Here is a 13,142-nt window from a genome sequence, read left to right on the forward strand (position 1 = left end):
ACAACCTCAAAGCTGGGCCACGATCGCGCGGTAATCCGCCGCCAGCGTGGCCTGAAGAATCTCTGTCGAATAGTCGTCGGTGACGACGGCCTCGCCCAGCTGGCGCAGCAGCACCAGGCGCAGGCGCCCGTCGAGCACTTTCTTGTCGACCGCCATGTGCTCCATGAAATGCGCCGGGGTCATTTCCTGTGGTGGCACCACCGGCAATCCTGCGTCCTGCAGCAGGCGAATTCCGCGATCACGCGCCGGCTGGTCGATCCAGCCCAGGCGCATGGACATTTCCAGGGCCATGACCGTGCCGGCCGCCACGGCTTCGCCGTGCAGCCAGACGCCATAACCCATGTGTGTTTCGATGGCATGGCCGAATGTGTGGCCAAGGTTGAGCGTGGCACGCACGCCCGACTCGCGCTCATCGGCGCCAACCACGGCGGCCTTGGCCGCGCAGGAGCGACGGATGGCCTCGGTCAGGGCGACGGAGTCCAGGGCACGCAGCGCCTGCATATTGTCTTCGAGCCAGGCAAGGAATGGCTTGTCGCAGATCAGGCCGTACTTGATGACTTCGGCGAGACCGGCGGACAGCTCACGCGCGGGCAAGGTTTTCAGGCTGGTGGTGTCGATCAGCACCGCGTTGGGCTGATAGAAGGCGCCGACCATGTTCTTGCCCAGCGGGTGGTTGATGCCGGTCTTGCCGCCCACCGAGGAGTCCACCTGCGACAGCAGCGTGGTCGGCACCTGGATGAAGTCGACCCCACGCTGGTAGCAGGCCGCGGCAAAGCCGGCCATGTCACCGATCACGCCGCCCCCGAGGGCGACCACAGTGGTGCGCCGGTCATGACGCGCGGTCAGCAGGGCATCGAAGATCAGTTGCAGGGTTTCCCAGTTCTTGTGGGCCTCGCCGTCGGGCAACACCACCGGCAGCACCGAATAGGCACCCAGGGTCTTGCTCAGGCGTTCGAGGTACAGGGGCGCGACGGTCTCGTTGGAGACGATGGCGACCTGCCGGCCGGCAATGTGCGGCGCCAGCAGCTCGGGCTGGTCAAGCAGGCCTTCGCCAATGTAGATCGGGTAGCTACGCTCGCCCAGGTCGACCTTAAGTGTCTGCATGTATCCCCACAATGTACTTGGGCGCGGTGGCGCTATGGCCCCACGCGGTGACGTTCAACCCCATCTCGGCGTTGGTCGCCGAGGATAGACCCCGCTCAGCGGGGCGGCAACTTCTGCAGACGCTCGAGAATGTCGAGCACGACCATGCGCGGTGGCCGTTCGTCGGTTTCCACCACCAGGTCGGCAATCTCGCGATAGAGCGGGTCGCGTGTTTCAAGCAGGGCTCGCAAGGTGGCTTCCGGGTTGGCGGTACGCAGCAACGGTCGGTTGCGGTCACGGGAAGTGCGCCCCACCTGCTGCTCCACCGAGGCATGCAGGTAGATCACCCGACCACCGGCATGCAGCGCGGCACGGTTGGCATCGCGCATCACCGCGCCGCCACCGGTTGCCAGGACCACGCCGTCGAGTGCGCAGAGCTCTGCGATCATCGCCTGCTCGCGGTCGCGAAAGCCCGGCTCGCCTTCCTTGTCGAAGATCCACGGGATGTTGGCGCCGGTTCGCAGCTCGATTTCCTTGTCGGAATCCTTGAACAGCAGGCGCAGCTCTTTGGCCAACAGGCGCCCGATGGTGCTTTTTCCAGCGCCCATGGGCCCTACAAGTATCAAATTTCGCACAGAATCAACGACTCACAGCAATCGCCTGGTCACTCATGATACGCGGAGTCAGGAAGACCAGCAGCTCGGATTTTTTCTCTTGTAATGCATCGCGTCGAAACAGCCGCCCAACATACGGCAGATCGCCGAAAAATGGCACCTTGTCGACCACTTTGTTCTGCGACGTCGAGTAAACGCCACCAATCACAATGGTCTGCCCATCGGCCACCCGGACCTTCGCCGTAACCTCGTTCTTGCGGATCGGCGGCACATCGTTCAGGGCATTGATGAAGTCAGGCTCGTCCTTGGTCACACGCACATCCATCACTACCTTGCCATCCGGGGTGATCTGCGGCGTCACCTCTAGCGACAAAGAGGCCTCGCGAAAGGAAATGGAAGTGGCGCCACTGCGCGTGGTCTCCTGATACGGCACTTCGGTGCCTTTGAGTATGCGCGCGGTTTCCTTGTCGGCCGTGACCACCTTGGGCTGGGAGATGATCTCGCCATTGCCGCTTTTCTCCATCGCGCTGAGCTCCAGGTCCAGCAGAATGTCGCTGCGCAGCAACCCCACGCCGAGCCCGGCATTGGCCCGCTCGACACCAAGGTCGACGAACAGGTCGCTACCCAGGCGACTGTCCACTCCATACAACGGGCCACCCCATCGCACGCCCAGGGCCTTCTCGTAGTCGATGCTGGCCTCGACGATACGCGCCTCGATCATGACCTGGCGCACCGGCACATCAAGCTGCGCCACCAGCCTGCGCAGCTCGGCAAGCCGTTCGCCAGGCTGGGTGACCACCAGCGTGTTGGTCCGCGCATCCACACCGAGGCTGCCACGCCCGCTCAGAATGCCGTCATCGGCCAGGCTCGCCAGCAACAGTTCCGCCAGCTCGGCGGCCTTGGCATGAAAGACCGGGATCAGCTCACGCCGCAAGGGCTCCAGCAACACCTCCTCGCCCATGCCCCCGGCCTGTCCTGCCAGCTCTGCAACGGGAGCAATCAGCAGCACATTGCCCTCCTGGCGCCTGCCCAGTCCCTTGCTGCGTAGCACCAGGTCGAGGGCCTGGCTCCAGGGTACCTCCTCCAGGCGCAGGGTTATCCGCCCCTGCACCGAATCGCTGGCAACCAGATTGACGCCGGCGTGCTCGGCCATGACCTGAAGCACCGAGCGCAGCTCGACATCCTGGAAGTCGAGCGACATCGGCTCACCCTGAAGCTCCGCTGCCTGCACCGCCAGGATGCTCAACATCAACCCCGCGCCGCTCAACCATCGCCTCGGCCTCATCCCTGATCTCCCCTTGCTCACGTTTCACAAGCACCAGATACCTGGGACGCGTCTGCCAGTGCCCGCCTAGGTAGATCCGCTCGCTGACCTCCAGCCGATCGGCATCGATTGCCACCACGACCCCCTCATTCAGCCCGAGCCGGTCGCCTTGCCCGACCCGATACAAATGCCCCGCCGAACGCAACAATGCATGCCGGCGCCCTGACTGGGACAGGCTTCCGACCATTTCCAGTCGCGCCAAGGGAATATGCCGCAGCTCTTTACCCTGTGTGGCGGGCAACCAGGCCTGAAATGGATCGAAGGTGGTCTTCGACAGCGCATCCTGGGCAGGTTCATCCGCCAAGGCAGCCGGCACAGGTAGCTCATCCCCTGGGTGATAGGCATGTATCAGCAACCGTGCACCAACCACCCCTGCGCCCTCTTCCTGCAAGGCCAGCCTGAGCTGGGGCACGTTCAACAACCGCAACTGCTGCAGCCACTGTTCAAGCCACAAGCGCAACGCCGGGTAGCGCCCGAGCACGCTGATCTCCAGAGGCTGCAGGCGGTACCCTGCAGCCTGCTGCGCCTCGTTTACTTCGATGCGTTCGAATGACAGGCCATGCTCATGGCCCGACAAGGCCAGCTGATCGAGCAGTTCACTCATGCCCTCTCCCGCGGCCAATCGCCAGCGCAACGCTTGCAGCCCAGCCCTGGCTTGCTCCAGAGCCTGCTGCGCTCGCTCCAGCTCGACGAGTTTTCGCGCCCCATCCGCCAAGACACCCTGTAGCTGCAACTGCCTCTGGACTGCCTCGGCATGGTTATTGAGCGGCTCACGCAGGCGGGTGAAATAGCCCGCGAAAGCCACCAGAAACAGCAGCCCTACTGCCAGTACCCACCGGAACAACCAAGACCGGGCGACCAAACCCTGCCAATCCCGGGCCCAAAGGCATTTCATGACTCACCCGCCAACAAGCGCGCCGCCAGCAGGAACTCATCGCCCTGGCCATGACGCCGCAGGTGAACAAGCTCCAGGTCCCGCACCATCTTTACCTGCTCCAGGCTGCGCATAAGCCTGGCCACCACTGAAGCAGAGGCTGCCAACCCGGCTAGACGCAGACGCCCGTCCTCCACACCCACCTCGGTCAAGCGCGCGCCTTCGGGCATTGCCTGCTCCAATGCGAGAAACAGCCCAGGCAATTGCGCCCGCCCGGCGCCCAGCGCAGACACCGCCGCTTGCTCGGCCAACAGCGCATCCCGTGCTTCACGTAACTGGTCAATCTGCCGCAGCGAAGCGTCCAACCGCTCGACCGCCGCCTGCTGCGTGGCGACGACCTGCGCCTGCCTGGCCAGACGCGACCTTGCCATTCGATCAAGCAACATGACCCCGCACAGCGCCACCACCAACGTGGCGACCAGAGTGATCTGGAATCGCCGCACAGCACTTGCCCGGCGTTGTTCGCGCCAGGGCATCAGGTTCAGGCGCCCTTTCATACCGGGCCTCCCATTGCCAAACCACAGGCAAGCGCCATGGCAGCAGCGGGCACGCTGGCTTCATCGAATCCGCTGACCAGAGGGCCCGGGCAGCCGACATGGCATTTCACGCCCAGACGCGCCGACAGGCCTGCCGCCCGAGCCTCATCGGCGGCGGATCCGAACAACACAACCTGTTCCAGCGCGGCCTGGGCAGCCGACTGCCAGAGCCCATCGACAGCCTCGGCCCAACGCGTCAGAGAGGGCACGGCAATGCGCTGCCGATGCGGCACGCGGCCTCCCTGCCAACGGTGCAGGATCACCTCGTCCGGCTCCAGCTGCAGCAGCGTCGTGACGCCTGCCCGCGGCTCAGGCACCAGCGCCCGTCGCAACGCGAAACTGTCCACCTCCACGGCCACCAACTGCAGGCCAGCCTGCGCGAATACTCGTTCCAGCGGGTCTAGCTGACTTTGCCTACAGGCCACCACCAAGACCTCGACCTGCCCGGCATCCTCCGCGCACGGACCATGGACCTGGAAATCCAGGGCAAGGTCTTCCACAGGAAAGGGAAACAGCTGCTCGGCCTGCGCAAGCAAGGCAGCTTCGACGCCATGGCCGGGCAACCCGGCAGGCAGGCGGCAAACCTTGCAGATGACCTGCGATGCAGGCAACGCCAGGGCGACCCGGCACTGCGAAGTTCGACACCGGGCATGGGCCTGCCGCAAACCCGCGACCAGGCATTCCATCTGGTCACACCCCAATGAGCTACCTGGCGCTGCCCCAAGGCGCTCCTGCGCCCAGCCCGCCACTCGACAACCGCCACGCTGGCGGCGCAGGTGCAGCATTCGTATGGCGTCGGAGGCGATTTCCACCCCCAGCAGTGAACCGTTGCCCCTGCCAAAGCGTCCAAGCATGGCTGTTCCTTCCTGGTCATTGGCTGCCCGAACCCTCGCGGCGCGGGCGGTCGTCGCTCTCCCCGGGTGGTCACCCGGCGGGACGAAAAATGCTTATAATGGCCAGCGTTTTTCCTGTCCGCCGGCCCTGCGCGCAACCCACTCTCAACCTGGACACCCAAAAGCCTTGATACGCCTGCTGAAGTTCTTCTGGTGGTCTCTCGTCGCCGTCATCTGCGCGCTCGTACTCGGTGTGAGCGGTGCGTTTCTGTATCTTAGTCCCAGCCTGCCCTCGGTCGACGCGCTCAGAAGCGTCCAGTTGCAAATCCCGCTGAGGGTCTACAGCAGCGACGGCAAGCTGATCGCCGAGTTCGGCGAGATGCGGCGCTCGCCAATCAAGTTTCAGGAAATTCCCCCACAGTTCATCCAGGCGCTTCTGTCCGCCGAGGACGACAATTTCCTCAATCACTATGGCGTCGACCCCAGCAGCCTGATGCGCGCGGCCTCGCAGTTGGTCAAGTCCGGGCATATCCAGAGTGGCGGCAGCACCATCACCATGCAGGTGGCGAAGAACTTCTTCCTCACCAGCGAACGCAGCTTCTCGCGCAAGACCAACGAGATTCTCCTGGCCCTGCAGATCGAGCGGGAGCTGACCAAGGACGAAATCCTCGAGCTGTACGTCAACAAGATCTACCTGGGCAACCGTGCCTACGGTATCGACGCCGCGGCGCAGGTGTACTACGGCAAGTCGATTCGCGACGTCAGCCTGGCGCAGATGGCCATGATCGCCGGCCTGCCCAAGGCACCCTCGCGCTTCAACCCGCTGGCCAACCCGGTGCGCGCCAAAGAGCGCCGCGACTGGATCCTCGGACGCATGTACAAGCTCGGCAAGATCGACGAGGCCAGCTACCAGGCCGCCTTGGGTGAACCGCTGAATGCCAGCTACCACGTGCCGACCCCGGAAGTGAATGCGCCGTACGTCGCCGAGATGGCCCGGGCCGAAATGGTCGGCCGCTATGGTAGCGACGCCTATACCGAAGGCTTCCGGGTCACCACCACGGTGCCGAGCGATATGCAGCGCATGGCCAACAGTGCGGTCCTCAACGGCCTCAGCGAGTACGACGAACGCCATGGCTACCGCGGCCCCGAGGCGCGCTTCCCTGGCAAGACGCGTGCGGCCTGGCTGCAGGAGCTGAGCAAGCAGCGCACTCTGGGTGGCCTGGAGCCCGCCATCGTCACCCAGGTCGAGAAGACCGGGCTGAAGGTGATGACCCGTGGTGGCCTGGAGGAAGACGTGGCCTGGGACACCATGAAGTGGGCCCGCCCTTACCTCAACAGCAACTCGCAGGGGCGCTCGCCACAATCAGCGGCGGATGTGGCCCAGGTCGGCGACCTGGTGCGCTTGCAACGCCTGGAAGATGGCAAGCTCAAGTTCAGCCAGGTGCCCGGCGCCCAGAGCGCACTGGTCACCCTCGACCCTTACAACGGCGCCATCCGCGCCCTGGTCGGCGGTTTCTCCTTCGAGCAAAGCAACTACAATCGCGCCGTACAGGCCAAGCGCCAACCGGGCTCGAGCTTCAAGCCATTCGTCTACAGCGCCGCCCTGGACAACGGCTACACCGCCGCCAGCCTGGTCAACGACGCCCCGATCGTGTTCGTCGACGAGTATCTGGACAAGGTCTGGCGCCCGAAGAACGACACCAATACCTTCCTCGGCCCGATCCGCATGCGCGAGGCGTTGTACAAGTCGCGCAACCTCGTATCGATCCGCCTGCTGCAGGCCATGGGCGTTGATCGCACCATCGACTACATCGCCAAGTTCGGCTTCAACAAACAGGACCTGCCGCGCAACCTGTCGCTGGCACTGGGCACTGCGACGCTCACGCCGATGGAGATCGCCACCGGCTGGAGCACCTTCGCCAACGGCGGCTACAAGATCAGCCCGTACCTGATCGAGCGTGTCGAGAGCCGCAACGGCGAAACCCTGTTCACCGCCAACCCGCCACGCGTGCCGCAGGGCAGCCAAGACCAGGCCGGCCTCGCCGCACCTGAGGCACCCATCAGCGCCGCCCCGATACCAGGCGAGGCGCTGTCGGCAGCAGGGCAGCTCACCCCGGCACCCCAAGTACCTGCCGTGGCCGAGCAGATCATCGACGGCCGCACCTCGTACATTCTCACCAGCATGCTGCAGGACGTGATCAAGCGTGGCACCGGCCGCCGCGCCCTGGCCCTCGGCCGCACGGACCTCGCCGGCAAGACCGGCACCACCAACGAATCCAAGGATGCCTGGTTCTCCGGCTACAACGCTGACTACGTCACCACCGTGTGGGTTGGCTTCGACCAGCCGGAAACCCTGGGGCGTCGCGAATACGGTGGCACCGTGGCCCTGCCGATCTGGATGAGCTTCATGGGCGCCGCGCTCAAGGGCATGCCCGAGCACCCGCCAGCCGAACCCGAGGGCATCCTCAGCCTGCGCGTCGACCCAATCAGCGGCCGCGCCGCCACACCGAGCACGCCGAACGCCTACTTCGAACTGTTCAAGGCCGAGGACTCGCCACCATCGGCGGACGAACTGGGCAATGGCGCAGCACCGGGCAGCCCGCTGCCGGCGGATGAAGCGGCACCGATGGATCTGTTCTGATCCATACCCATCGCGGGGCAAGCCCGCTCCCACGCACTTAGACAGGTGCTTGTGGGAACAGGCTTGCCCCGCGATGTTTTCCGCGCCTAACAAAAAGCCCCGACTCTTGCGAGCCGGGGCTTTTTCATGACGCTACGGCTGGATCAGCCGTTGAACACGTCATCCACGCTCTTGAGCGGGTAGTGCTTAGGATACGGCAGGGTGGCCACACCGGACTCGATGGCGGCCTTGGCCACGGCATCGGAAACCACGGTGATCAGGCGTGCGTCCAGCGGCTTCGGAATGATGTACTCACGGCCGAACTCCAGGGCTTGCACGCCATAGGCTTCGCAGACTTCCTTCGGCACCGGCAGCTTGGCCAGGTCCTTCAGGGCGATGGCGGCAGCGATCTTCATCTCTTCGTTGATGCGCTTGGCGCGAACGTCCAGGGCACCACGGAAGATGAACGGGAAGCCCAGCACGTTGTTGACCTGGTTCGGGTAGTCGGAACGACCGGTGGCCATGATCACATCGCTGCGGGTGGCGTGAGCCAGTTCCGGGGCGATTTCCGGGTCCGGGTTCGAGCAGGCGAACACGATCGGGTTGGCGGCCATCGACTTCAGGCCTTCGGCGCTCAGCAGGTTCGGGCCGGACAAGCCGACGAACACGTCTGCGCCGTCCAGGGCGTCAGCCAGGGTGCGCTTGTCGGTGGCGTGGGCGAACTGGGCCTTGTACTGGTTCAGGTCGTCGCGGCCAGCGTGGATCACGCCGCTGCGGTCGATCATGAAGATGTTCTCGACCTTGGCACCCATGCTCACCAGCAGTTTCATGCAGGAGATGGCTGCGGCACCGGCGCCCAGGCAGACGATCTTGGCGTCTTCGAGCTTCTTGCCGGCGATTTCCAGGGCGTTGATCATGCCGGCCGCGGTAACGATCGCGGTGCCGTGCTGGTCATCGTGGAAGACTGGAATGTCGCACTGCTCGATCAGCGTGCGCTCGATTTCGAAGCACTCAGGTGCCTTGATGTCTTCCAGGTTGATGCCGCCAAAGGTGATGGAGATGCGGCGAACGGTGTCGATGAAGGCTTGCGGGCTCTCCGACTCGACTTCGATATCGAACACGTCGATACCGGCGAAACGCTTGAACAGAACACCCTTGCCTTCCATGACCGGCTTGGAGGCCAGCGGGCCGAGGTCACCCAGACCGAGGATGGCGGTGCCATCGGAGATCACCGCAACGAGGTTGCCCTTGCCGGTGTACTTGTAGGCCAGCTCCGGATCACGGCCGATCTCGCGCACAGGCTCGGCGACACCCGGGCTGTAGGCCAGGGCAAGGTCACGGGCGGTGGCGGTTGGCTTGGAGAGCTCGACGCTCAGTTTCCCCGGACGAGGCTGAGCGTGGTATTCGAGAGCGGCGGTTTTCAGGTCTGACATGATGGGCATTCCGCTATTTACTGTTCTGACGGACCGCCGAGGATACGCAAAGAGCCGGGGGGCGACAAGACTGCCCGGTCACTATGTGTCAAGGCCTTTGGCCTACGACTTTACGCTATAACCCACGGGGCTTACGGGAGCCAGTGTGTACAATCCAATAGCAAAATGTCTACAACTATTTAGCCAGAAACAAGCGCCAACATGCTCGGATCGGTCAATGGCAACAGCCAGCGTCGCTGCCCAGGCTTGAGCCCGCCCTTGCGGGAACGATCCAGCACCCAGCCACGCGCCTCGACCTGGCGTCCCTTGAGGTTAGCGAAGAAGCTGGCGGGGAAGTGGCGCTGCAGACGAGCGGGAACCTGCAGGACCACATTCCCGTCAAGCTCCAGCCAGATGCCGCCGCGATTACGCTCGATCCCGTTGATCCTGCCGCCGATCACCGCGAATCCGGATTGCCGCACATCGCGCCCACGCATGACCGGTGACTGTCGCCACAGCCCTGCCCTGGCCTTGCGCGCCTGCTGCTCGGCCTGCTGCTGGCAGCCCGACAGCTGCACGTTGGGTGCAATGGCCACCTGGTAGCCCAGGCCCTCGCTGAGCAGTTGCGCTTCCAGATTGTTGCCAGTGCGGCCATAGATATGCGCCAGGATACGGCCGTACTTGTCCTTGGGTTCGACACCCGGAACCAGCCCGACCTGGCCATCGCTGGCCTTCACCAGCGCCTGCAGGCGCTTCTTCGCAGCCTCGGCATAAGGCTCGCTGGGGCGCCCCTTGCGGCCGATCTCGGGGGCATTGATACCGATCAGCCGCACGCTGCGCCCATCGCTCAGGCGCAAGGTGTCGCCATCGACCACCTGACGCACCGCCACCGGTTGCGCGCTGCCGGGCATCGGGCAGAAGGCCAGGGCCGGGAAATGCCAGATCGCGGCCACAAAAAAGGCGCCCACAAGGGGCGCCTTCTTTTGCAACAGCGCGAACCCCGAAGGCTTCGCCATGTGCATGATTACTTCTTGGCACCGAACATGCCGAAGCGATCGGCGAACTTCTGTACGCGGCCGCCGGTGTCCAGGACTTTCTGCTTACCGGTGTAGAACGGGTGGCACAGGTTGCAAACGTCGATCGCCAGGACGCTGCCCATGGTCGAACGAGTTTCAAACTTGTTGCCGCAGCTGCAGGTGACTGCAACTACTTCGTAGTTCGGATGAATATCTGCTTTCATGGTCACTTCCTCGAGCTGCGTGCCGCCACCCAACACCTATTGTTGAATACCGCACGTAATTAGGCGGCGAATAATACCAGAGAGCAGCCGTAGCGCAAGTTGTCGCTTGCACCGACCGTCGTCTGCTAGGCTCGCCTGATTTGTGAAACGCCCTCCAGAGACCTTCCGCGTGTCCGACGTCATTCTGCGCCTTGCCCTGCCCTCGCCCCTGCGTCGCCTGTTCGACTACCGGGCGCCCGCGAGCATGGCACGCCAGGCATTGACACCCGGCATGCGCATCCGCGTGCCGTTCGGCCGCCGCGAGATGATCGGGGTGCTGGTGGAGGTCGCCGAGCACAGCGAGGTGCCCGCCGAAAAGCTCAAGCCGGCCAGTGCCCTGCTCGACCCAGTCTCGCCCCTGCCGCCGACATTGTTCAAACTGTGCTTGTGGACGGCCCAGTACTACCAGCACAGCCTGGGCGACACCCTTAACTGGGCCCTGCCGACGCTGCTGCGCCAGGGCGAACCGGCCGAGGCACGCCAGGAACGCTTCTGGCATGTCGCGCCCTCTGCCCGCCTGGAAGACCCGCGCATCGCCCGTGCCCCGCGCCAGCGCGACGCCCTCAAGACCCTGTCGCAGCACCCCCACGGCGTGGCCCACAGCCTGTTGAGCAAGCTTGGCCTGAACAAGGACAGCCTCGACCTGCTGCTGGCCAAGGAGCTGGTGGAGGTCGAAGTACGCCGCCACCTGCCGGCCGCCCGCCACGAGCACTGGCTGGCCCAACCGGAACTGCCGCTCAACGAAGAACAGCGCGCTGCCTTCGAGGCCGTGCGCTCGGGCTTCGGCGCCTTCCACGCCTACCTGCTGGCCGGCGTCACCGGTAGCGGCAAGACCGAGGTCTACCTGCAGCTGATCCGCGAAACGCTCGAGGCCGGCAAGCAGGCCCTGATCCTGATCCCCGAGATCAACCTCGGCCCACAGACCCTGCAACGCTTCGAGCAGCGCTTCAACGCGCGCATCGCCCTGCTGCATTCGGCGGTGAGTGATCGCGAACGCCTGGACGCCTGGCTGGCGGCACGCGATGGCGATGCGGACATCATCATCGGCACCCGTTCGGCACTGTTCACCCCGATGAAGAACCCGGGCCTGATCATCATCGACGAAGAGCACGACGGCTCCTATAAACAGCAGGAAGGCCTGCGCTACCACGCCCGCGACCTGGCCGTGGTGCGTGCGCACCAGGAGAACATTCCGATCCTGCTGGGTTCGGCCACACCGTCGCTGGAAAGCCTGCACAATGCCCACAGTGGCCGCTACGGCCTGCTGCGCATGAACCAGCGCGCCGGTGGCGCCAAGCCACCGCGCTTCCTGCGCCTGGACGTCCGCAGCCTGCCACTGGACAGCGGCATCAGCGGCCCGTTGCAGCAGGCCATCCGCCAGACGCTCGAGGCCGGCCAGCAGGTGCTGGTGTTCCTCAACCGCCGCGGCTTCGCCCCCACCTTGCTGTGCCACGACTGCGGCTGGCTCTCCGAATGCCCGCGTTGCGATGCGCGCATGACCGTGCACCAACGCTCCGCCGTGCTGCGCTGCCACCATTGCGGCTATGACGAGCGCCTGCCACTGCAGTGCCCGCAATGCGCCCATGTCGACCTGCGCCCGGTCGGCGCCGGTACCGAGCGGGCCGAGGAGCGCCTGAAAGTGCTGTTCCCGGATTACCCGATCCTGCGTGTGGACCGCGACAGCACCTCGCGCAAGGACGCCATGCACAACCTGTTCGCCACCATCCAGCGTGGCCAGCCGAGCATCCTGGTCGGCACCCAGATGCTGGCCAAGGGGCATCACTTCCCCCGCGTCACCCTGGTGGCGATCCTCGATGCCGACGGCGGGCTGTTCTCCGGCGACTTTCGCGCCGGCGAGCACATGGCCCAGCTGATCGTCCAGGTGGCCGGCAGGGCCGGACGCGCCGAGGAACCGGGCAAGGTCATCGTGCAGACCCACCTGGCCGACCACCCACTGCTGGTGCAGTTGACCGAGCAGGGCTACTTCGCCTTTGCCGAACAGGCCTTGAGCGAGCGCCGTGCGGCCGGGCTGCCGCCGTTCGCCCACCTGGCACTGCTGCGCGCCGACGCGCACAAGCCGGGCCAGGCGGAAGGCTTCCTTGACGAAGCCTGCGCCGCCGCCGAGCGCGTACTTGCCGAGCAGGGGCTGCACGGCATCGAGTTGCTCGGCCCGGTCCCGGCCCCCATGGAACGACGGGCGGGCAGGTTCCGTGCGCAACTATTGCTCCAGGCCAATGCCCGGGCACCCCTGCATCGACTGATCAGTGCCTGGTTGCTAGTGTTGGAGCAGATGCCGTCGGGGCGCCAGGTGCGCTGGTCGCTGGATGTCGACCCGGTGGACCTGTACTGAGAGTTTGAACGGTCCGTGGGAGCGGGCTTGCCCCGCGATTGAACCCATCGCGGGGCAAGCCCGCTCCCACGCCTGACCAGCGATACCGGCTCAAAAGGTTGGCAACCCGCCCCCGGCAACGGATAATGCCCAGTTTTTCCACCTGCGCATCGAAGCG

Annotated in this window: 11 protein-coding genes; 2 read left to right on the forward strand and 9 right to left on the reverse strand. The window is 64.8% G+C overall.

Annotated features, from left to right (window positions below; genetic code table 11):
- Positions 1–6 precede the first annotated feature (6 nt).
- The 6 genes from aroB to pilM all read right to left on the reverse strand — a co-directional run bounded on the left by aroB (position 7) and on the right by pilM (position 5,345).
- Positions 7–1,104, reverse strand: coding sequence for a 3-dehydroquinate synthase (gene aroB, locus ABZO33_RS01015; protein ID WP_023631794.1), 1,098 nt, complete (start codon positions 1,102–1,104; stop codon positions 7–9).
- Between the two features lie 95 nt (positions 1,105–1,199).
- Entirely contained in the window at positions 1,200–1,718 is a 519-nt protein-coding gene (gene aroK, locus ABZO33_RS01020; RefSeq protein WP_038706967.1) for a shikimate kinase AroK, read from the reverse strand.
- Between the two features lie 4 nt (positions 1,719–1,722).
- Positions 1,723–2,946, reverse strand: a complete 1,224-nt coding sequence (locus tag ABZO33_RS01025) for a type IV pilus secretin PilQ (RefSeq protein WP_414534510.1) — start codon at positions 2,944–2,946, stop codon at positions 1,723–1,725.
- A complete protein-coding gene (locus tag ABZO33_RS01030; RefSeq protein WP_414534511.1) occupies positions 2,903–3,916 on the reverse strand; it encodes a pilus assembly protein PilP in 1,014 nt (337 codons plus the stop codon). Before ABZO33_RS01030 ends, ABZO33_RS01025 begins: the two co-directional genes overlap by 44 nt.
- Positions 3,913–4,452, reverse strand: coding sequence for a PilN domain-containing protein (locus ABZO33_RS01035; RefSeq protein ID WP_414534512.1), 540 nt, complete (start codon positions 4,450–4,452; stop codon positions 3,913–3,915). Before ABZO33_RS01035 ends, ABZO33_RS01030 begins: the two co-directional genes overlap by 4 nt.
- Positions 4,449–5,345, reverse strand: a complete 897-nt coding sequence (gene pilM / locus ABZO33_RS01040; RefSeq protein WP_414534513.1) for a type IV pilus biogenesis protein PilM — start codon at positions 5,343–5,345, stop codon at positions 4,449–4,451. The genes ABZO33_RS01035 and pilM overlap by 4 nt, the downstream gene beginning before the upstream one ends.
- 166 nt (positions 5,346–5,511) lie before the next feature.
- Here pilM and ABZO33_RS01045 point away from each other — a divergent pair, with 166 nt between their 5' ends.
- On the forward strand, positions 5,512–7,965 hold the full coding sequence (locus ABZO33_RS01045; protein ID WP_414534514.1) for a penicillin-binding protein 1A: 2,454 nt from the start codon (positions 5,512–5,514) through the stop codon (positions 7,963–7,965).
- A 143-nt stretch (positions 7,966–8,108) separates the two neighbouring features.
- Here ABZO33_RS01045 and ABZO33_RS01050 read toward each other — a convergent pair whose 3' ends face one another.
- The 3 genes from ABZO33_RS01050 to rpmE form a co-directional block, all read right to left on the reverse strand.
- Positions 8,109–9,377, reverse strand: a complete 1,269-nt coding sequence (locus ABZO33_RS01050) for a malic enzyme-like NAD(P)-binding protein (RefSeq protein WP_046853841.1) — start codon at positions 9,375–9,377, stop codon at positions 8,109–8,111.
- 179 nt (positions 9,378–9,556) lie between these two features.
- Positions 9,557–10,378, reverse strand: a complete 822-nt coding sequence (locus tag ABZO33_RS01055; RefSeq protein WP_414534515.1) for a thermonuclease family protein — start codon at positions 10,376–10,378, stop codon at positions 9,557–9,559.
- A 2-nt stretch (positions 10,379–10,380) separates the two neighbouring features.
- A complete protein-coding gene (rpmE, locus tag ABZO33_RS01060) occupies positions 10,381–10,596 on the reverse strand; it encodes a 50S ribosomal protein L31 (protein WP_031315083.1) in 216 nt (71 codons plus the stop codon).
- Positions 10,597–10,765: 169 nt separating this feature from the next.
- Here rpmE and ABZO33_RS01065 point away from each other — a divergent pair, with 169 nt between their 5' ends.
- Positions 10,766–12,985 (forward strand): primosomal protein N', encoded by a 2,220-nt coding sequence (locus tag ABZO33_RS01065; protein ID WP_414534516.1) that lies wholly within the window; start codon positions 10,766–10,768, stop codon positions 12,983–12,985.
- Positions 12,986–13,142: the final 157 nt, after the last annotated feature.

This window comes from Pseudomonas sp. CAM1A, from assembly GCF_047501685.1.
Lineage (GTDB): Bacteria > Pseudomonadota > Gammaproteobacteria > Pseudomonadales > Pseudomonadaceae > Aquipseudomonas.

Coding starts and splice junctions, on each gene's coding strand:
- ABZO33_RS01055 (WP_414534515.1), bottom strand. CDS start 10,378: ATGCACATGGCGAAGCCTTCGGGGTTCGCGCTGTTGCAAAAGAAGGCG.
- ABZO33_RS01035 (WP_414534512.1), bottom strand. CDS start 4,452: ATGAAAGGGCGCCTGAACCTGATGCCCTGGCGCGAACAACGCCGGGCA.
- aroB (WP_023631794.1), bottom strand. CDS start 1,104: ATGCAGACACTTAAGGTCGACCTGGGCGAGCGTAGCTACCCGATCTAC.
- rpmE (WP_031315083.1), bottom strand. CDS start 10,596: ATGAAAGCAGATATTCATCCGAACTACGAAGTAGTTGCAGTCACCTGC.
- ABZO33_RS01025 (WP_414534510.1), bottom strand. CDS start 2,946: ATGTTGAGCATCCTGGCGGTGCAGGCAGCGGAGCTTCAGGGTGAGCCG.
- ABZO33_RS01050 (WP_046853841.1), bottom strand. CDS start 9,377: ATGTCAGACCTGAAAACCGCCGCTCTCGAATACCACGCTCAGCCTCGT.
- ABZO33_RS01030 (WP_414534511.1), bottom strand. CDS start 3,916: ATGAAATGCCTTTGGGCCCGGGATTGGCAGGGTTTGGTCGCCCGGTCT.
- pilM (WP_414534513.1), bottom strand. CDS start 5,345: ATGCTTGGACGCTTTGGCAGGGGCAACGGTTCACTGCTGGGGGTGGAA.